The organism is Phyllobacterium chamaecytisi (genome assembly GCF_020164455.1).
Classification (GTDB): Bacteria; Pseudomonadota; Alphaproteobacteria; order Rhizobiales; family Rhizobiaceae; genus Phyllobacterium; species Phyllobacterium chamaecytisi.
Map to the genome: position 1 here is coordinate 187,265 of NZ_JAIQWW010000009.1, position 20,084 is coordinate 207,348.

Here is a 20,084-nt window from a genome sequence, read left to right on the forward strand (position 1 = left end):
GGCTACAGCTTGTCCAGCAAATTTGATACAGGCTACGCCTTGATCGTAGGCGTCGCCAACTATTCCGAAATGGAACCTCTTCCTGAGGCTGTATTAAATGACGCACAAGATCTGCAGCAATTGTTAACCTCGACTGTCGGGTTTCCATTTGAAAACGTGACGTGTCTCTGCGACCACGAGGCCACTCGTTCGGCCATTCGCACCGCGCTCGCAGATCTGGCCCTCCGTACACGCGCGGACGATACGGTAATCGTATATTTCTCCGGCCACGGTGTGCAGGTTGGCGCAAACCAGTCAAGCGCCCTTGTTCCGTATGATTACGTGCAGACCGAATGCGCTAACACCGTTATCGGAGAAGCCGACCTCGATGCCGCACTTTCCCGGATTAGTGCCAGGCGCCTTTTGGTCATTCTCGATGCTTGCCATGCCGGAGGCCTGAACAACAACTCGCCGCTGCGGGAGGGGTGGAGCGAGGGCTCGCTCGAGCGGCTGGTCGACGGGCGTAGCCGAGTCCTCATCGCGTCCTCGCGTGCGTCGGAAACTTCGATAATCCTCCCTAACGGCCGAAACAGCGTTTTTACCGCCGGATTGCTTGAGGCGCTAAAGGGCGGCGCTATGGACCGCTCAGATGGAGCGACAAGGGTTTTTGACGTCTTCAAATTTGTCTCGTCGTACGTTCAGGAGGAAACTTCCCAGAGGCAACATCCGATATTCAAGACGTCGGTTCTGGAAGATGACTTCGCAATAGGCCGCGCGAGGATAGCGCTGGTGAACGCCACAAACGAAGGCGAAGACGCCGACGTTTGGGCGTCCCTGGAGAGCACAATGACCGAGTTGTATCCATCAGGCCCGATAGACGAACAAATTTGGTTGAGGGCCGGCGGGGACCTAGGAACCTTACGGCTTGGCGGTTCCGGAAGGTCGTCGTGGTTTTCTGCATTGCGAACTCTACGGTTGGGCGGTGGAGGGAAAATGATCACCTTGAACACGTTGCTCGCAATGGCATTGACAGACTTTCCAAGACATCAAAGCCTTCTTCAGATCTCCGCGCGGGCACACGGCAGATGATCAACCGGCGAAACGTTTTTCGACGCTTCAAAACGCTCATGGTGGTGGGAACATGCCTCGTAACTTCTGTATATCGATCGGTGTGCGAAAAAGCGGCAATTTGGATGCCCTCGACGCGGCCCATTCGGATGCCCGTCGATTTGCCGACTGGGCTCGAGACAGCCATTCAGCGTATGAAACGTTTCTTATAACGGACGAGGAAGAGGCCGTAACAATAGCGCGCCTCAAGACCCTGACAAAGTTGATTGTCGCTGAGTATCCTGCACGGTTGATCGTATTTTACTCTGGACATGGGATCGCGGGCCAGAGCGGTGATAAATGGCTGCTATCAAACTATTCGTCTGACGGCGATGAGGCCGTCAATGTCGACCCGTCAATGCGCAATGCCCGCCGGCTCGGCATTGGCCAAGTAGCCATTTTCTCTGATGCCTGTCGCACATCCATCTCCGAGGCGGTTTATGTGCAAGGCAGCACCATCTTTGGGACGCCAGCGAAGCCAGGACTTGCGGCCCCCTACGATGAATTTTTTTCAACTGATTTGAGGCAGCCCGCTCAAGAGGTGCAGGGGGCATTACCGCACGGCATCTTTACTGAGTGCCTGTTGAAAGCGTTCCGTGGCCCAGACCTCGGGGCAACGGAAATACGCGATGGACGGATCGTCGTATCTTCTGTGTCGTTAGCAGAGCATCTCGAAGATCAGGTGCCCTATGCCTCAGGCTTGATCGAGAATGCTGTCATCCAGCAACCCTCGATTACAGTGAGTTGGAGACGACCCAACGACCTGTATGTCGAGGTTCCGGCTGCCGAAAGCTATAAGGGGGGCATCGTTGGCTCCGCTACGACTCTGGACGCGGATACGAGCCCATCTCGGCGGCTGCTCGTACGACAGAACAATGCCCGAAATCGCGCTGCTGCGTTAAAGTCTGATAAATCGCGTCTCATAGAGCAGAAGGCGCAAAATTTCGCCAATGAGAATGCTACCGCATTCCCTCCAGGCTTCACTGAGGCGATGAGAATAGTTGGCGCCGAAGTATCCGATATCGTGATGGCGAAAGGACGTTCTCTATCTACCCCAATCTTTGAACTGAATGAGCTAAGCAAGACGGCGGCGGTCAGCACCAGCCGCGGCTTAGTAATCGGGCAACGATATCCTGGTTTTCGGGGAACGCTCGTACTGGGGGTTAGCGGCTTGGAAAGCGTGAACTACACCCACATTGATCCCTCTTTTGCCTTGCGCAAGCAGGACCAACGATCGCTTTCTGCCGAATGGAGCGCGCTTTTGAGTATCCACAGAACCCTTGATAAGGCGAGATTGAATGACTTCGCGAGCAGGATCCGTCAGGAAAAGCATCAAAATCCGGCCCTCGGGATACTCGCCGGTTATGCTTACGAGAGAGCTGGAAATTTGGATCAGCTAGCGAACGTCGCATGGTATTTTGCCGACAGGAATGGATGGGTGCCTTTTGACCTGATGCTTCTTCTTGATGCTTACGGCAACGCTCGAGATCTCGTCGCTGATCAGGGCAGTGTCGGAAGTTACGATGTGATCGGTCATTTCCCTCTCAATACACGGGGATGGTCGCTCGTAAATGACGACAGGCGATACGAATTTCTACGACCGCTTTCTGCACATTTGCTCGATGCAGTCTGGACGACTTTTGAAATGAAGGCCGCTTCGATCGCAAATGGTTTTGTACAGCAGAGGATAGTATAATGAGGCTGGTTTTCGTGCACGGAATGAGACAGGAGGGTTTAGACCCGGAAATCCTAAAAGCCGTGTGGACAAGGGCTCTGACCGACAAATGGTCGGAGTTGGGACTTGCGCCGTTGCCCCTTTCTCCAGAAATGCCCTTTTACGGTGACGTACTCGATCAGCTAACCACGCAGACTGGCGACCTGGTTGGCGTTCGACTTCGTGGCGGTGAAGGGACGAGCGAAGAGCAAGGTAAGATCTTGCGGGAAATGGCGAGCCGGTTCGGGATCGATGAAGCGCATGTTCGTGAGGAAGTCGGTGCCGAAATCGTGGCTCGAGGTCCGCTCAATTGGGAGTATTCCCAAGCTTTGATAAGACTTCTCGATAAGAGGCTGCCTGCGTTCGGGCGCTACGGGCTCAAATTCGTCGTCCAGGTCGATGCCTATCTTCGACGACCCCATATCACAGGTGCCGTAGACAAGATCGTCCAACCATATTTGGAAGGCGAGCCTTATGTCATCGTGGCGCACTCACTTGGTTCGGTTGTCGCATATCGCCTGCTCGCCAATCTTGCGGGTCCTCCGGTCCCGCTTTTCATTACCCTCGGATCTCCTCTTGCCTTCGGCGTGGTGAAGGAAAACATCGTCCCACCCAAACTTTCGAAGCCAAATCAGGTTGAATCCTGGATAAATGCGACCGACGATCGGGATTACGTTGCAACATACGCGTCGCTGGACAGCAAGACGTTTTGCGAGGGTATTGAAAACTGGACGGATATCCGAAACAGGAATGAAGATCCTCACCATATCGGGGACTACCTTTCCAACGAAAACGTCGCGCGAGCAATCCACGCCGCGTTGCGGAGATGACGTTGGAGCAGGCTGCGAGGCGAGGCGCCGTGACGTTGAGCCCGGTACAAATTCAAGCATTACATCTTTCAGACGTCAGAAATTCCAAATTCTTAGTCTAACCAGTACATTCCCGCCCCCTTCACGCTGAACACGACGTTATCCCGCGCCGAGTGATTCGAATAGTAGCTGGTCAATAACGCGCGTATGTCGAAGAGGATAACTCGCGCAGAAGCCACCGCCGTGCCCGGAAATCTGCCCCGCTTACGATTTGAGTAACTGGGGCATATTTGGTGGCACGATGGCATACTCGGAGCCAAACAATCTCGATCAAGCCATTCATTTTCGCGATGACAATCGCCGGCGTATGCCGTCGAATAGGTGCGATCATCGAATGGCGGCGTTTTATCGATCTGAGCTGGGAAGGCTGCCGAGGGAACAAATTGGAAAAATGCCAGGCTCAACGGCGTAGCAAATCACTATTGGCAGTCGCGATGCCAGCGCTCGAATTCGGCGACGGTTCTTACGCCATGATCCATAACTGCTTCATAAACCAACGCGCTAGATATCTTGCTCTCTGCTAAGACATGCTTAATCTGGAGGATGATGCTGCGATCCGCATCGGATAGGCGTGGCAGCAAGGTTCTGAGATGAGCCAGGTCTGGCTGCCTTTCTGGTTTGTCCACCAACCAGATATCGATGGTCCATTTTGCACCATCAGGCATCATTACCGACAACCACAAGTACAGGCCGTCCGGGTATTTCTCAGGCTCGGTATTCCATCTTCCCGTGTCATTTCGGAACCGGGTGGCGACCACGCAATCGGCTCTTTGCATGAGTTTCGCGCCAATTTCGGCGAAGCCCGCGAAAGCATCCTCGTCCAACCTCGGGCAAGCTACCGTTATATCTATGTCGCGTCGCACCATCAGACCCATGGCAGAGCTGCCAACACGCGAGGGATCCCCGAGTTCGCTTAGAAGTTCATTCAGATTCAGCATACAGACAACCTGGTCAGCCTCGATCTGCATCTGCCGTTGGGCCTCCAGAATATCTTGCATTCGCTCAGCTCCTTCAGTCGTTTGGAAAAGGATCGCATGAATTGAATGGCGCCAATTGGTATCATTGGACGAGAGTGCCAGGGCAGTTCGTACGAAGAGGTTTCCGGGCTATAATTTAAATACATGACAGAGATTTGTGCATAGGGACGCATTTTACGGACTGGTAGTCTGGGTGGGGGGATTCCATCGTCAGGGCAAATCGTGATTCAGTCCCAGGATGGCAAAGAGACGGCTCCCCTCCCCTGAGCATTCCGACACGCTTTCGCTGAAAGCGCTGCGCAGTGTGGTGACCGGCTTGCTGGAACGAGCCCAGCAAGCTGAAGTTCGGCTCGAGAAGCTGGAAGCGGAGAACGCAGCCCTTCGTGAGGAAAATGCAGAGCTTCGCCTGGAAAACACCCGTCTAAAGGTCGAGAACCAGTTGTTGCGCGATGAGATCGCCCGGCTGAAGAGCCTGCCCCCGCGCCCAACGTTTCGCCCGTCCGGCATGGACAAGGCGACGGATGGGAAGCCCGGCGATCGGCAGGTTGCCAAGAAGAAGCCCCGTGGCCCAAAGCTGGATGTGAAGCGGGTGAGCCGGGAAGAGGTCCTGCGTGCCAATGTTCCCACTGGCTCGCGGTTCAAAGGCTACAAAAGCTGCTTCGTGCGGGAACTGGTGTTGGCGGCCGAGCTTGTGCATTACCGCCGCGAATGCTGGGTGACCCCGGATGGCAGGACGGTTCTGGCGCCATTGCCCGCCGGTATCATGGGCGGCTACGGAGCGAACCTCCGGCGGCTCTGCCTGATGCTGCACGCGCAAGGCCAGGTGACGACGCAGCGGCTGACGACATTGCTGAACGATGTCGGCATCAACATCTCGAAACGACAGGTCGTGCGTCTCTTGACCAAAGAACTGGATGGGTTTGTCGCCGAGGATGTGGCGGTGCTGCATGCCGGTTTGGTGTCATCCTCCTATGTCACGGTCGACGATACCGGCGCCCGCCATGCTCACGACAATTTCTACACGACGCAGATCGGTGGTCAGCATTTTACGGTCTTTCGCACCACGAAATCGAAATCACGGCTGAACTTCCTGTCGCTGCTACGTGGCAACTATCAGGACTATGTCCTCAACGATGCAGCATTCGACTATCTGGAAGATCGCCGCGGCGACCCGAGCCTCATTGCCAGATTGCGCACCGTCGAACCGCAACGCTTCTGCAACCAGGTACCGTTCCTTGAACATCTGGCGCACAAAGGCATCGACATCTTCGACAGGGACATGATCCGCGTCCTCGGAGAAGCAGGCAGTTGGGGTTCCATCCGCCATCACGGGCTCGTTGGCAACGCCGTCATCGTGTCCGACGATGCCGGCCAGTTCCGCGTCGGCAATCATGCCCTGTGCTGGATCCATGCAGAACGGTTGTTGCAAAAGCTAATGCCGGCAAGGCCAAAGGAGGCGCGATCTGTCGCTCTGATTCGCGATCTCGTCTGGCTATTTTACAAGGCCCTCAAGGCATGGAAGCAGAAACCATTGCCCGATGCTGCCAATGCCTTCCGGCGCAGGTTCGACCGGATCTTTACCCTGCGCACCGGCTATGCAGAGCTCGACGCATTGCTGGCGCGGCTCCACCGGCGCAAGCATGAATTGCTACGCGTGCTCGAACGGCCGGAGATCCCGCTCAACACCAACGCGTCGGAGAACGACCTGCGCAGCTTCGTCACCAAGCGAAAGATCTCTGGCGGCACGATGAGCCGGAATGGACGTATTGCCCGCGATGTCATGCTCGGGCTGATGAAAACCTGCCAGAAACTCGGCTTGTCATTCTATTGCTATCTCGGCGATCGCCTTGGCATCGGCGCTTGCAATCAGCCTATCCCGTCCTTGCCGGGCGTCGTTCTTGCACGGTCCTAAAACCAGATCAACCCAATGAGGCCGTCTTTAGCTTCGTCGAGGCTGTCGAGATCGATCTCGTCCATTGTGCCGCTACCCATGTCTCGGATCCTGACAGCGCCTTATGCTTCGCCATCGATTATGGTAGAAGAGCAGCAACCGCACAATTGCTCAGCACTTCGGCACTGCCACCAAATGTGCCCCAGTTACCGATTTGAAATTTCGCCGACGCGAACTCTAAGGTAATTAACCCACTGTTTACGTTGATATTATTCGCCACACGGTAGTTATCTAGGGATTAGCTTCGGCTTATCGGACTATAAAATCAAGAAGACGGTCACGTGCACGTTGGGTGTTACCGCCAGAACAGCAATCGACCTGAAGTGCGTATATCCAGACGCCCGATTTCATTATTTTCAGGCGTTTTGTTGCCTACTGAAATTCTCACTAGCTATTATCGGCATTTTCAAACGACCGTTTATCCATAACTTCCGACATTGTACAAAGCCATATCACCGAAGTCCGAGGGAATTGTTCGATCTAGTATTTGTTATTCAACTGCATTACAATGCAGTGACGAAGGAGATTCAACGATGCCCTCAAACGCTTTAGTCCAAACAAGAATAGATGCGGAGGTGAAGGAACGCGCCACAGCGGTTCTAGAAGGCATGGGGCTCACGGTCTCCGATGCAGTCCGTATCCTTTTGACCCGAACCGCTAGGGAGGGAGCCTTGCCCCTGGAACTCATCAGCAACAGCATCGCCTACGACACCTGGTTTAGAGCGAAATTACAACAAGCCCTTAATGACACGCGACCGGACGTCAACGACGCCGATGCCGAGGCTCATTTTGCGAGTCGACGAACTGCTGCGCTACGCAAGGCGGCGACCGGTCAGTGATGAAGCTCGTTTGGGCGCAATTCGCTCTTTCCGATCGCGATGGCATTTTCACGTATATCGAAGCCGGGAACCCGCGAGCAGCGACGCACGTAGATGAGCAAATCGTCTTGGCGTTACACCGGTTGCTGGACTTTCCAGAGAGCGGAAGGCCCGGTCGTCTCGCTGGGACGCGCGAATTAGTTATCCCCCGTACGCCGCACGATGCCGCCTACTCTGTTACAGCCGACACAGTTCGCATCCTGCGCATTCTTCACGGCGCGCAAATGTGGCCCTGATGAGATTGCTGTAAAATAGACTCGCCTATCCACGTCTCTGTACTTTCTCAGGTTCCTTCAACGATGATACCGACCCAAATGAAGCCAATCTCTTGAACAAGCACGACCTGGACGACAGTTTCATCGACACGGCCGAAACCATCGAAGCACCTGGACCAATCTCTCGGTTGCAACGGCAAACAGGCTAAGAGTACTGCGTGGACTGGATCCCATCGACATCGCAGCACCTGATGATCGAAATGATGCATGAGCTCAACGCAACAATGGAAGCAGCTAGTGCCCATGCATATTTGAGCCGCCACCGCTACGATCTTCAGAGATTTTCGTCACCATATCTTGATGACACGTTTGCTGGATATCCTCGTTCTGTATGAAACAATTAGGGCGAGAACAGAGTTTGAGAGCCATGGACAACACCGTTTGGCAAAAACCAGCATCGGAGCACAAGAGCCATCGCACGAGTTCACAGCGATAGCGCCGAATGGGATTGATGTCGGCCGGATCTATCGCATCGATGGCGGTCCGCTCAAAGGTCGCTGGCGCTGGATTTTTCTGCTTGGCCATTCACAATTCCGCCAAGGTATAATGAGCGGTGACCAGGCATCGAAGCAACGGGCCGCAAACGAGGTGCAGAAGACATACGAGCTCTATCTTGAAACGCCGGGTTGCGATGGTGGCGGTCAGAGCCGGATACCACTCAAAAAGCAATCAAACCAAAACCGGGCGGTTTGACATACTGGCGCTCTTCGATCCATTCAGGTGATGTTCCCGCGGGAAAAATACACCTCGAATTGTGCCTGAACGGTGGAAACAGATGAGACAACAGTACCTCTTCTTTCTCGCGCTGGTCATGGGATTTGCACTGCTGGCTCGCTTTTTGTTCGACCGAAGATGCACCACCCAGCCTGGCTCCAACCACTCCGCTGCAACAGCCAGGAACTGGCGGATAACCAGCCCCACTGGACCCACCATCACGTCCCGGTCACCAACTGCGGCTGCACGCCATTTGCCTTCAGCGCCGCCATTAACATTGGCCCTACGGCAAACTCCCCTGCCCTTACCTTTTCGGTCAACGTCCGCAGGTAACCGCCGGCGGAATTGATGGTCTGGGCTCGCTGCAGGATGCAGGCGATGACGATGGCGGTGTTTTCCTGGCCGAAGACATCGAGCGCATCCTCATAGGCCGAGGGCGAAATACCGAGATAACCCCTCACCTGCGCCGCCGTGGTCATCAGATCGCGCCAGTTGCTGATCCCGCTTGCCGCATAGTCCGTAATTTCCGGACAGGCCTTCATCACCAATCCAAGCGGATAAACCTTTGCGTCTTCAGCTTTGGCCTTTACCAGCTCGACTTTGGTCCTTAGGCTGTTTCGGGTTGAATTCTGTTGCTGCGGTCATTCGGCGACAAAAACCCTGACAGCTGTCAGGGTTTTGGAGTCAAAGCCATCGACCGTTCAACCAGTTGCTTTCTCACCCAGCCCATGCGTCTTAAGCAGCGCCATCAGAACAGGTCCAAGTGAAAACTCGCCTCGCTCTGTCTTTGATGTGAGATCTCTCAGATACCCGCCGGCAGAATTGATGTGCCCTGACCGCTCCAGAATGCAGGCGATCGTGACTGCTGCGTTTTCCGGTCCCATGGTTTCACACGCTTCCTGATAAGCTGACGGACTGACACCAAGCATCGAGCGCACGGCGATTGCCGCAGCCATAAGGTCCCGCCAGCTATTTATCGCGCCGCCAGGCCCATATACCGCAATCTCGGGGCACGCCTTTAACACCATTCCTAACGGAAACACTTTCAGCAACTCACGCTGTCGCGAGTCGCTTTGGCTCAACCGTGCACCCTGGTGTTTTCTGGGGCCAGGTTCAAGTACAGTGGTGGATTCGGTATTTGAATTCTGTTTGTGATGCTCACTGTGACCACCATTGGTGCTTATTTTCTTATATTCTTGCTGCATATCCAATGTGTTGAGTATTTCCTCCTGCAGCATATCCATCTCATCAAGGAGCCGGTCCAGGTCGGAGAGCCCTGGGGAGCGCGGTATGCGGCGGACTAGCTCCACGTACACAGACTCTATTTTCTCCCAATCCCCTTCCGCGCCCTCTTCAATCGCGGCGGTGATGAGCTTACGGACATCTCGCCGGCATATCGTAAGGCTTTCCTTCGCCCTCCTCAGCGCTAGCCGATCCGCAACAACCTTGTGGGCCAGTCCAGCAAGCTCTTCAGCGCGCATGAGCAGGGGTGAGAGATCGAATCCAAACGCGTTTTCGATCTCGCCCATCTTGTTTTTTCGAGCGTAGCGTTTGCCGTTAGCGCTGTCCCTGCGAAGAATCAATCCGGCTTCCACGAGCAACGCGAGATGTCTGCGAAGCGTGGCACCCGCTATACCGTGCGCACGGAGGGTCAGCTGAGCGTTCGACGGGAATACGACGAGTTGGGTGTCTCCGCGTAGCTCGTTTTCAGGATGGAAACTCAGAAGCGCGTCCAGAATTGCCAAGCTGCGATCCTGAAGACCGAGTATTTCGCGTGCTTCGGACGCATCCCGAAATATCTTCCACTTATCGGCCGCCTTTCCAGGCTTGATCTCCTTCGCAGCGACTTGTCTCCTCACGAGGGCAAGCGTCACCGGCCGCCGTCCAAAGGGCGTGGTCACATGTCCATTTTGCATTTTTTCACCTTCTGAGAGGCAAAAGAAACCCGCTCACCAAAAACAGTGCCAAAAACTCTTGACTGGGATTCGGGGAAATGCGATTCTCTAGTTGTCACACTGAGAGAGAGGCTTCCACGACGGCAACGTTTGGGGGCCTTTTTCTTTTGCAGCGCTTCCTTTCTTTACCTCCAAAACCTGACAACTGTCAGGGTTTTTCGTTTTCTCGCAGGCGGGCAAAGCGCTCGGTAAGCGCTGGGAGCTCCGCTTTAACAAACTTCAAAAACTCGATCCCAAGTGATCCCTCGGCCGAAATTCGAACCTCTTTCGAGGACATCAGCAAGGCGCCGAGCTTTGTGCCGCTCGTATCGGTAATCGGGCTTGGCTCCCGACGACCACTCGATGCTGGCTTGATGGCGTTCAACGCACGCTGAAACCTCTGATCGGAAGTCTCCAACACATCGCCCTTCCTAACCAACACCGCTCGTAAGGCATCGAGCGTACCCGAGTCGCCCGCAACCGTCTTGGCAAGATCCAGCCAGCGTGGCCGTCCGATCTTTGGCGCCCGCCCAATGGCCTCGATAATATCCACGGGAATGATTCTGTAGACGTTCCGCATCCGTGCCAGTTCGGCGTCTTCGATCGAAAGCGCGGCGTAGATGTAGCGCGGCTTGATCCCCGCCTCGTCCATCCGCAATGCAAACAGCGCACGCTCGATCCAGGTCAGGTCCTGGCGACTCGCGTTTTCGATTCCTTGTGCGAGAACGAGGTCAAGGTCGGAAATCTCGACCTCAATGGCTCGAACGGGCTGGCGGAGCTGCTTGGCAGCAAGCCAGCGCCGGTGACCGTAGACGATCTGATACCGACCGGGTAACGACGGGTGTTTACGGATCTGGACGGGAACCTTTTGTCCCTCGGTTTCAATTGACCGCTTGAACGCCTCAAAACTCATTTCGTCGTCGTCGGGCAACCTATCTGGGTAAGGGGAGGGGTCGATGAGGGAAGGATCCAGGTCTCGAACCGAGCCGCCACCCGATTCGACAATAGCCCTCAACCGATCTCGCTCTGATCTAATGTCATCGATTGCCCGGTGGGCGGCGCCGATAACACCAGCCCCGACACGATTGCCCGAAGGTTGAGCCGTGGCCTCGGGCTGCTGATCAGTTGTCGGGTTGTTCTCGAGCTCTGCCGAAAGCAGCCCGAAGCTGGCGACAATGGACTTGCGGGAAGATTTGCTCATGTCCGCCCCCAGCTGTCATTTATCAGGCGAACTATCGCCTCATTCACGGCGTCTACCGCCTCCCGGGCACGTTTCTGGGTATCGCGACCGATTTGTCCCATCTCGAGCTCGTATACCGAACGTTTCGCCAGGCCCGCGGCCTCCACCGCCGTACTTTCAATGGCGGTCGGCAACAAAACATCAGAGCCGAACAAGTGCCTAAGCATCGCAACCACCTGTGACTGCGGCGCGTCATTTGGGTCGTGCCGTGTTACCAAGTACCGGATGAAATCCTGATCAAGCTGTGCGCCGCTCTCATTGAGAACGCTAATGAGGTCTCCCATCATGAGAAGAAACTGGTTCATCGATGCGACGTCCAGCATGGCCGGATGGACGGTGATAATCATGCTGGTTGCCGCATATATTGCGCTCAGCGTGAGAAAGCCGAGCGACGGCGGAGTATCAAGAATGACAACATCGTAGTCCGTCTCGACTTCAGAAAGGGCGAGCTTCAATCGCTCGAAGAAGATTGCGCCGGAGCTCGATTTGATCGCCAAAACCCGCGGCGTTTCGTGCTCATACTCCATGACTTCCAGATTTCCCGGAATAAGGTCAATGCCATCGAAGTATGTCTTGCGGATGATGTCGCGAATTGGGCGACGTTCGGCCTCGTCGTAGCGTAGGGCGGCGTAGATTGTTTCATTTGACCCAACGTCCAGCTCCGGCTGAGCACCAAACATAGCGGACAGGGATGCTTGAGGATCCAAATCCAATACAAGGACGCGATAGCCGTGCAGCGCGAGATAATGAGATAGATGGACGCAGGTAGTGGTCTTTGCGCTGCCGCCTTTAAAGTTGGCAATTGCCACAACCTGGAGATGCTCGCCAGCGCCACGGCGAGGCAAGAATCGCAAGGCATCTGAAGGTTTCTGCTTAGCGAACAGTTCACGCAGCTCATTAATCTGGGCGAGCGTGTAGACGCGATGGTTATTCTCTAGTCTGCTGGGAACCGGTCCACGCCCTTCGGTGGACAAAAGCTTAAGGGTGGAATCGGGTATAGACGTCAGCTTAGACACTTCGTTGGTCAAAAACGGACGCAGGGCCTTTTGCGCTGTTGGCGGATACATGCGAGTTCTGAGCTGCTGCAATTGCCCCGACAAAATTGCGGCATGGCGCATGATTTTGCTGCCAGCATCTTCCTTGGAGCCAACAAATGCTTCCACTCGGTTTGCTATCGCCATTTGTCCCCCTTGGCGGCCTTCTATCGGCTTACTGGCCATTGCCCGCCAAAATAGAACACGATTCTCTCTACTCGTCCAGAAGTTTAGGCTTAACAAAAGGTTAACGGATGGCAAGTTCCCAGGCGAACCCGCAAGCTGCATGTAAGAGTTTTTGTATTTCCGATCAGAGGGTTAGCGCAAACTCTTCCAGATTCCTGATCTCGAATTGTTCTCCGGTGAATCCTGCAAGACGAAGCTAGCCCTCTGGCGACGCCAGTAATCCTTCCCGAATCGCAGAGCCGACTCGCCTCCAATTACCTTGTAGAATTCTACAACTGCTCAGCACTTGTGATCCGTGCTCATCTCCGCAGCGAATTTTCGGAACGGAGATAAGCATGCAAGTATTCGCGATTTCTGCTCGACAGAGCATTTCTCAACAACAACTTCTCGAAGCACATCACAGGCTTCGCGCTGAGGTGTTTTCAAATCGACTGGGCTGGGAAGTCGATGTTATCGACGGCCGGGAAACGGACGCTTTCGACGCCCTCCAACCGACTTACATCATCGCTGTTTCGGAAAGCGGCCGTGTGGCAGGATGCGCGAGGCTGTTGCCAGCCATTGGCCCGACGATGGTAACGGACATCTTTTCGTCGCTTCTCCCAAACGGGCGGCTGAACGCCCATGCTGCGATGGTCGAGAGTTCCCGCTTTTGCGTTGATACCACCCTAGAAGAGGGCAGGGGAGCCGGCTCGGTCCATGAGGCAACGCTGAGCATGTTTGCGGGCATCATCGAGTGGTGCCTCGTGAACGGCGTCACTGAAATCGTCACGGCCACCGACCTGCGCTTCGAACGTATCCTCAGTCGCGTTGGCTGGCCCCTGCAGCGGCTGGCTGATCCCAGGAAAATCGGCGTGACCATGGCCGTGGCGGGAATCTTGCCGGCCGACGCCAAGATTTTCGAGAAGATCCGTCCCTCCAACTACCGATCTGAATTCACTCCCGTCAGCCAGGCAGCATAAGGAGAAATCCGTGAACCAGCTTCGCTCCCACCCTCGGCTTGTCCGCAAACTTCAGGAAGCGCTTGGCGACCAGCTTTGTGTCGCGCTCGATGATGCGACCGTTGTCGAGATCATGCTCAATCCCGACGGCAAACTGTTCATCGAACGGCTCGGTCATGGAGTGGCTCCGGCCGGTGTGATGTCGCCCGCAAGTGCAGAAATGGTCATCGGGACGGTAGCGCATGCACTCCAGTCCGAGGTCGATACCGAGCAGCCGATCATTTCCGGCGAACTGCCGATCGGCGGCCACCGTTTCGAAGGACTATTACCTCCCGTCGTTTCCAAGCCGGCTTTCACCATTCGCCGGCGTGCCTCGCGCTTGATCCCGCTCGACGACTATGTGCGCTCCGGCCTGATGACAGAACAGCAGGCCAAGACCATCCGCAGCGCGATTTCGGCACGGTTCAACATCATCATTTCGGGGGGCACGGGTTCCGGCAAGACGACGCTTGCCAATGCCGTCATCAATGAAATCATCAAGTCGACACCTGAGGACCGCCTCGTCATCCTTGAGGATACCGCGGAAGTTCAGTGCGCAGCCGTGAATGCCGTGCTTCTCCACACAAGCGATACGGTCGACATGGCGCGACTGCTGAAGAGCACCATGCGCCTGCGCCCCGATAGGATTGTGGTTGGCGAGGTCCGTGACGGCGCTGCACTGACACTGCTCAAGGCATGGAACACCGGCCACCCAGGGGGCGTCGCCACCATCCATTCCAATACTGCCATGTCGGCGCTGCGCCGCCTTGAGCAACTGACAGCGGAAGCCAGCCAGCAGCCGATGCACGAGGTGATCGGCGAAGCTGTGGATCTGATCATCTCGATCGAGCGGACGGCGCGGGGACGGCGGGTTCGCGACGTCATCCAGGTCGAGCGCTACGCACACGGCGAATACGAAATCGAATCCGATCAGCTGATGGAAGAACAGGAGGCGCGCCATGTCGCGTAGGAACGCAGTCCTCGCCATAGCCCTCCTCGCGGCACCCATCGTGCTTGCCTCGGTCGCGCCGGCACTCGCGAGTTCCGGCGGCAGTCTGCCGTGGGAAGGGCCGCTGCAGCAGATCCAGGAGTCGATCACCGGTCCGGTTGCCGGCGCTATCGCACTTGCAGCGGTCGCGATCGCCGGCGGCATGCTGATATTCGGCGGCGAGCTCAACGATTTCGCGCGGCGGCTCGTCTATATCGTGCTTGTCGCCGGTATCCTGCTCGGTGCCACCACCATCATCGGCCTCTTCGGTGCGACCGGCGCATCGATCGGACTGTCCGGCGAGCAGACGACCTCCCTTGCTGCAAGCGGAAAAGGGGAGGGGGCTCATGGCTGAGTCCCTGTCCGGACTGCAACGCAACCGAATTCACCGCGCGCTGTCGCGTCCGAATCTTCTGATGGGTGCGGACCGGGAACTGGTGCTGCTCACAGGGCTTGCCGCCGTCATTCTCATTTTTGTGGTGCTGACGGTCTATTCCGCCCTCTTCGGTGTTACCGTCTGGATCGTCATCGTCGGGTTCCTGAGAATGATGGCAAAGGCGGATCCGCTGATGCGGCAAGTCTATGTCCGCCATATGGCCTACCAGCACTACTACATGGCGACCTCCTCGCCGTGGCGTCGGTATTGAGGGGAAGGCATGGTCGCTCTCAAACGCTTCCGGGCCACCGGCCCATCCTTTGCAGATCTCGTCCCCTATGCCGGCTTGGTCGACAATGGCGTGCTCCTGTTGAAGGACGGGAGCCTGATGGCCGGCTGGTATTTTGCCGGACCAGACTCCGAAAGCGCGACCGATCTGCAGCGCAACGAACTTTCACGTCAGATCAATACGATCCTGTCTCGGCTTGGGAGCGGCTGGATGATCCAGGTCGAGGCGGTTCGCATCCCGACATTCGACTACCCGGCAGATGACCGCTGCCATTTCCCCGACGCGGTCACGCGCGCGATCGACGCCGAGCGACGGGCGCATTTTGGGCGCGAGCAGGGGCATTTCGAAAGCAAGCACGCGCTTGTCCTCACCTATAGGCCCCTCGCGCCCAAAAAGACAGCGCTCAGCAAATACATCTATTCGGACGAGGAGAGCCGAAAGAAGACCTACGCCGACACGGTGCTGTTTATCTTCAAGAACGCCGTGCGCGAAATCGAGCAGTATCTTGCCAACACACTTTCGATCCGGCGGATGGAAACGCGCGAGGTTGTCGAGAGGGGAGGGGAGCGGCTCGCCCGCTATGACGAACTGCTGCAGTTCGTCCGCTTCTGCATCACCGGCGAAAACCATCCGATCCGATTGCCGGATGCTCCAATGTATCTCGACTGGATCGCCACGGCCGAGCTCGAGCATGGACTGACGCCAAAGGTCGAGAACAGCTTCCTCGGCGTCGTGGCGATCGACGGACTGCCCGCCGAAAGCTGGCCGGGGATCCTCAACAGCCTCGACCTGATGCCGCTGACCTATCGCTGGTCATCGCGTTTCATGTTCCTCGATGCGGAAGAGGCGCGGCAGAAACTCGAGCGCACCCGCAAAAAATGGCAGCAGAAGGTAAGGCCGTTCTTCGATCAGCTTTTCCAGACGCAGAGCCGTTCGGTCGATCAGGACGCCATGACGATGGTGGCCGAGACGGAAGATGCGATCGCGCAAGCCTCGTCGCAGCTCGTCGCCTATGGTTACTATACGCCGGTCATTGTCCTGTTCGATCATGATCATGAAGTCCTGCAGGAGAATGCGGAAGCGATCCGTCGATTGATCCAGGCTGAGGGGTTCGGCGCGCGGATTGAAACGCTGAATGCGACAGATGCCTATCTCGGCAGCTTGCCCGGCAACTGGTACAGCAATATCCGCGAACCGCTGATCAATACCCACAATCTTGCGGATTTGATCCCGTTGAACTCGGTCTGGTCGGGCAATCCAGTGGCGCCGTGCTCCTTCTACCCGCCGAACTCACCGCCGCTGATGCAGGTCGCGAGCGGCTCGACGCCATTTCGGCTCAACCTGCATGTCGATGACGTTGGTCACACGCTGATCTTCGGACCTACAGGCTCAGGAAAGTCGACGCTTCTGGCGCTGATCGCCGCGCAGTTCCGGCGCTACGAACGCGCGCAGATCTTCGCCTTCGACAAGGGGAATTCACTTCTGCCGCTGACGCTCGCCACCGGCGCCGATCACTACGAAATCGGCGGTGACGCTCCCGAAGAGGGGAGGGCGCTGGCGTTCTGCCCGCTATCGGACCTCAAGAGTGACGCCGATCGCGCTTGGGCCACGGAATGGATCGAAATGCTGGTGGCGCTGCAGGGCATCACCATCACGCCCGATCATCGCAACGCGATCTCGCGGCAGGTCGGACTGATGGCGAGTGCGCCTGGACGGTCATTGTCGGACTTTGTCAGCGGCGTGCAGATGCGCGAGATCAAGGATGCGCTGCATCATTACACGGTCGACGGTCCGATGGGTCAGCTTCTCGACGCGGAACGAGATGGTCTCTTGCTCGGGGCCTTCCAGACCTTCGAGATCGAGCAACTGATGAACATGGGCGAGCGCAATCTCGTGCCCGTGCTCACCTATCTGTTCCGGCGGATCGAAAAGCGTCTCGATGGCTCGCCAAGCCTCATCGTGCTGGATGAGGCATGGCTGATGCTTGGCCATCCAGTATTTCGAGCCAAGATCCGCGAATGGCTGAAGGTGCTGCGCAAGGCCAACTGTGCTGTCGTACTCGCCACGCAGTCGATCTCGGATGCCGAGCGCTCCGGCATCATCGACGTGCTGAAGGAATCCTGCCCGACAAAAATCTGCCTTCCGAACGGTGCTGCCCGCGAGCCAGGGACGCGCGAGTTCTACGAACGGATCGGCTTCAACGAGCGGCAGATCGAGATCGTCTCGAACGCATTGCCGAAGCACGAATATTACGTCGTCACGCCGGAAGGCCGGCGGCTGTTCGATATGGCGCTTGGGCCGGTGGCGCTGAGCTTCGTCGGCGTGTCCGGCAAGGAGGACCTGAAGCGCATTCGTACGCTCCATTCCGAACATAGCCGCGACTGGCCAATCCATTGGCTTCAAACGAGAGGAGTTCACGATGCCGCATCGATGCTCAACTTCGAATAAATTGCTCGCCGGCTTAATGATCGTTGCATTGACGATCGGCGCCATCATGCCGGCAAAAGCAGGAACCGCCACGGCTGCGGCCACCGAGTGGACGCAGCTGCTCAACAATGGCGAGCTCGTCTCCTTGGTTGGCCAAGCTGGTGAGCAAATTCAGAACCAGCTGACCCAGATCAGCCAACTCGCGCAGCAGATCGAAACGCAGCTCAACATCTACCAAAACCTGCTGCAGAACACCGCAACGCTTCCATCGCACATGTGGGGGCAGGTCGAGAGCGATCTCAATCAGTTGCGCAGCATCGTCGATCAGGGCCAGAGCATTTCATTTTCGATGGGCAATGCCGACGACGTGCTTCAGCAGCGCTTTCAGAGCTATTCGAACCTCAGGACCAACCTGCCGAATACGACAAGCTTTTCCTCAAGCTACCAGACCTGGTCCGACACCAACCGGGACACGATCGCCAGCACGCTGAAGGCCGCGAGCCTGACGGCCGAGCAGTTTGACAGCGAGGAAGGCACAATGACTTCGCTGCGATCGATGTCCGAGACCGCCGACGGGCAAATGAAGGCCCTGCAGGTCGGGCATCAGATCGCGGCACAGCAGGTGGCGCAGATGCAGAAGCTGCGCGGGCTCGTCTCCCAACAAATGACCATGATGGGGACCTGGCTTCAAACCGAGCAGACCGACAAGGACCTCGCGCAGGCCAGGCGGGAGAAGTTCTTCGACGGGACAGCACCGTCCACCTCCGGCGGTGAGAAAATGAAGGTGGAATGGTGAAAACGAAATTTGTCTTGCTCGCGATCGCGACCTTCCTTGCGGCCGGCAGCACCGGCATCTGGTTCCTGATTTCCGAAAAGCAGGCTGCGCAGGAGCGCCGGGAAAAGTTCTTCGGCGCCTCGAAGGAGTATCCAACGTCTGGCGGCGAGAAGATGACGGTCGAATGGTGAGGATATGGTGACAGTATCTCATTGGCAGCTTCGCGCCGCGATGCTGCTCGCCGCCCTGGCTGCCCTGTGCGCACAACCGGCCCTTGCCCAGGAAGGTTCCGTGCTCACCTCGTTGCAGAGCCAGATCACCACGGCCGCGAAGGGGTGGGAGACCACGGTCATGGACGCGGCGAAGTCGTTGTTCTGGATCCTGGCGACGATCGAGATCGGCATTGCCGCGGTCTGGCTGGCACTTCAGACCGCATCGCTCGACAGTTGGTTTGCCGAGCTTGTCCGGCGGATCATGTTTGTCGGCTTCTTCGCCTTTGTGCTGGCACAGGGACCGACCTTCGCCAAGGCGGTTATCGACAGCCTGTTCCAGATCGGCGCCGGTGGCGGTACTGCCTCCCCGGCCGATGTCTTCAACGCCGGGCTCGCCGTCGCAACCAAGATGTCGGAAAAGATCCAGTTCGGGCTTTTCGAGGACAACGCGCTGGCGATCTCGGCGGCCTTTGCCATGGTCGTCGTCGTCATCTCGTTTTCGCTCGTTGCCGCGATCTTCGTTTCCGTCATGGTCGAAATGTATATCGGCCTGCTCGCCGGCATGATCATGCTTGGGCTGGGTGGTTCGTCCTATACGAAGGACTTCGCCATACGGTATCTGGTCTATGCCTTCTCCGTCGGCATGAAGCTGATGGCGCTTGTCATGATCTCACGTATCGGATCTGAGGTTCTGATCGGCCTGGCAAACCAGCCAGACATTGGCGATCAGTTCCAGACCGCACTCGCGATCGCCGGCATTGCGGTCGTCGTCTTCATCGTCGCCATCTACGTTCCGAACATCATGCAGGGCGTCGTCCAGGGTGCGTCCGTCTCGGGCGGCATGGAAGCAATCCGCCACGGCGGCCAGGCGGCATCCTTCGCCACAGGCGCCGGGTTCCTTGCCGCGGGTGCGGCGGGAGCCGGCTTTGCAGCCGGCCAGGCGGCCCGGGCCGCAGGTTCATCAGTGGCAGGTGCGGCACTCCGAGGTTTCGGTACAGGGATAGGGTCCGCAGGAATGGCCGCGGGCTCCGCGGCCAAGGAAAAGGCCATTGGTTCGCCCGGCGCCTATGCCGGATCGATCCTCGGGCTCGCCAGCGCCAAACTCGACCAGAGCCGCAGCGGTCATAGCGGACCGAAGCCACCCCCGGAACTCAAAGATCAGTAGCAATCGGAAAGTGATGC

General features: G+C 56.9%; 19 protein-coding genes and 1 pseudogene. 15 read left to right on the forward strand and 5 right to left on the reverse strand.

Features of this window, described 5'->3' with window-relative positions:
- The first annotated feature begins 9 nt into the window (after positions 1-9).
- The 3 genes from LB462_RS16015 to LB462_RS16025 are packed head-to-tail and all read left to right on the forward strand — an operon-like array spanning position 10 to position 3,630.
- The gene (locus tag LB462_RS16015; protein ID WP_224509801.1) at positions 10-1,068 is read left to right on the forward strand and encodes a caspase family protein; all 1,059 of its coding nucleotides are present in this window, start codon (positions 10-12) and stop codon (positions 1,066-1,068) included.
- Between the two features lie 52 nt (positions 1,069-1,120).
- A complete protein-coding gene (locus LB462_RS16020) occupies positions 1,121-2,782 on the forward strand; it encodes a caspase family protein (protein WP_224509804.1) in 1,662 nt (553 codons plus the stop codon).
- Complete coding sequence (locus LB462_RS16025; protein ID WP_224509807.1) at positions 2,782-3,630, forward strand: hypothetical protein; 849 nt, start codon at positions 2,782-2,784, stop codon at positions 3,628-3,630. The genes LB462_RS16020 and LB462_RS16025 overlap by 1 nt, the downstream gene beginning before the upstream one ends.
- A 458-nt stretch (positions 3,631-4,088) precedes the next feature.
- On the opposite strand, the gene LB462_RS16030 is transcribed toward LB462_RS16025, so the two are convergent.
- Positions 4,089-4,667 carry a hypothetical protein gene (locus LB462_RS16030; protein ID WP_224509809.1) on the reverse strand — a complete coding sequence of 193 codons (579 nt, stop codon included), beginning with the start codon at positions 4,665-4,667 and terminating at the stop codon, positions 4,089-4,091.
- Positions 4,668-4,884: 217 nt separating this feature from the next.
- On the opposite strand from LB462_RS16030, the gene LB462_RS16035 reads away from it, so the two are divergent.
- The 4 genes from LB462_RS16035 (at position 4,885) to LB462_RS16050 (ending at position 8,443) form a co-directional block, all read left to right on the forward strand.
- Positions 4,885-6,558 carry an IS66 family transposase gene (locus LB462_RS16035; RefSeq protein ID WP_224509812.1) on the forward strand — a complete coding sequence of 558 codons (1,674 nt, stop codon included), beginning with the start codon at positions 4,885-4,887 and terminating at the stop codon, positions 6,556-6,558.
- 572 nt (positions 6,559-7,130) lie between these two features.
- The gene (locus tag LB462_RS16040; RefSeq protein WP_224509815.1) at positions 7,131-7,436 is read left to right on the forward strand and encodes a type II toxin-antitoxin system RelB/DinJ family antitoxin; all 306 of its coding nucleotides are present in this window, start codon (positions 7,131-7,133) and stop codon (positions 7,434-7,436) included.
- Complete coding sequence (locus tag LB462_RS16045; protein WP_224509952.1) at positions 7,436-7,711, forward strand: type II toxin-antitoxin system RelE/ParE family toxin; 276 nt, start codon at positions 7,436-7,438, stop codon at positions 7,709-7,711. Before LB462_RS16040 ends, LB462_RS16045 begins: the two co-directional genes overlap by 1 nt.
- Positions 7,712-8,131: 420 nt before the next feature.
- A complete protein-coding gene (locus LB462_RS16050; RefSeq protein WP_224509818.1) occupies positions 8,132-8,443 on the forward strand; it encodes a hypothetical protein in 312 nt (103 codons plus the stop codon).
- Positions 8,444-8,682: 239 nt separating this feature from the next.
- On the opposite strand, the pseudogene repC (LB462_RS16055) reads toward LB462_RS16050, so the two are convergent.
- From repC (LB462_RS16055) to repA, 4 genes and pseudogenes are all read right to left on the reverse strand, one after another.
- Positions 8,683-9,063 (reverse strand): annotated as a pseudogene (gene repC, locus LB462_RS16055) (plasmid replication protein RepC); the annotation flags it as partial.
- 102 nt (positions 9,064-9,165) lie between these two features.
- Complete coding sequence (gene repC, locus LB462_RS16060; protein ID WP_224509821.1) at positions 9,166-10,380, reverse strand: plasmid replication protein RepC; 1,215 nt, start codon at positions 10,378-10,380, stop codon at positions 9,166-9,168.
- Positions 10,381-10,567: 187 nt separating this feature from the next.
- A complete protein-coding gene (gene repB, locus LB462_RS16065) occupies positions 10,568-11,599 on the reverse strand; it encodes a plasmid partitioning protein RepB (protein WP_224509823.1) in 1,032 nt (343 codons plus the stop codon).
- A complete protein-coding gene (repA, locus tag LB462_RS16070) occupies positions 11,596-12,819 on the reverse strand; it encodes a plasmid partitioning protein RepA (RefSeq protein WP_224509826.1) in 1,224 nt (407 codons plus the stop codon). The genes repB and repA overlap by 4 nt, the downstream gene beginning before the upstream one ends.
- Before the next feature lie 374 nt (positions 12,820-13,193).
- On the opposite strand from repA, the gene traI reads away from it, so the two are divergent.
- From traI to trbL, 8 genes are read left to right on the forward strand one after another with little or no spacing between them, the layout of a single operon-like run.
- On the forward strand, positions 13,194-13,817 hold the full coding sequence (gene traI / locus LB462_RS16075; protein WP_224509829.1) for an acyl-homoserine-lactone synthase: 624 nt from the start codon (positions 13,194-13,196) through the stop codon (positions 13,815-13,817).
- 10 nt (positions 13,818-13,827) lie between these two features.
- Positions 13,828-14,805: a P-type conjugative transfer ATPase TrbB gene (gene trbB, locus LB462_RS16080; protein WP_224509831.1), complete on the forward strand. Its 978-nt coding sequence runs from the start codon at positions 13,828-13,830 to the stop codon at positions 14,803-14,805.
- On the forward strand, positions 14,795-15,178 hold the full coding sequence (locus LB462_RS16085) for a TrbC/VirB2 family protein (protein ID WP_224509849.1): 384 nt from the start codon (positions 14,795-14,797) through the stop codon (positions 15,176-15,178). The genes trbB and LB462_RS16085 overlap by 11 nt, the downstream gene beginning before the upstream one ends.
- Positions 15,171-15,470: a conjugal transfer protein TrbD gene (locus tag LB462_RS16090; RefSeq protein ID WP_224509852.1), complete on the forward strand. Its 300-nt coding sequence runs from the start codon at positions 15,171-15,173 to the stop codon at positions 15,468-15,470. The genes LB462_RS16085 and LB462_RS16090 overlap by 8 nt, the downstream gene beginning before the upstream one ends.
- A gap of 9 nt (positions 15,471-15,479) precedes the next feature.
- Positions 15,480-17,936 (forward strand): conjugal transfer protein TrbE, encoded by a 2,457-nt coding sequence (locus LB462_RS16095; protein WP_224509855.1) that lies wholly within the window; start codon positions 15,480-15,482, stop codon positions 17,934-17,936.
- Positions 17,908-18,711 (forward strand): P-type conjugative transfer protein TrbJ, encoded by an 804-nt coding sequence (trbJ, locus tag LB462_RS16100; protein ID WP_224509857.1) that lies wholly within the window; start codon positions 17,908-17,910, stop codon positions 18,709-18,711. The genes LB462_RS16095 and trbJ overlap by 29 nt, the downstream gene beginning before the upstream one ends.
- The gene (trbK, locus tag LB462_RS16105; protein WP_224509860.1) at positions 18,705-18,881 is read left to right on the forward strand and encodes an entry exclusion protein TrbK; all 177 of its coding nucleotides are present in this window, start codon (positions 18,705-18,707) and stop codon (positions 18,879-18,881) included. Before trbJ ends, trbK begins: the two co-directional genes overlap by 7 nt.
- A gap of 4 nt (positions 18,882-18,885) precedes the next feature.
- The gene (gene trbL / locus LB462_RS16110) at positions 18,886-20,067 is read left to right on the forward strand and encodes a P-type conjugative transfer protein TrbL (protein ID WP_224509864.1); all 1,182 of its coding nucleotides are present in this window, start codon (positions 18,886-18,888) and stop codon (positions 20,065-20,067) included.
- Positions 20,068-20,084: the final 17 nt, after the last annotated feature.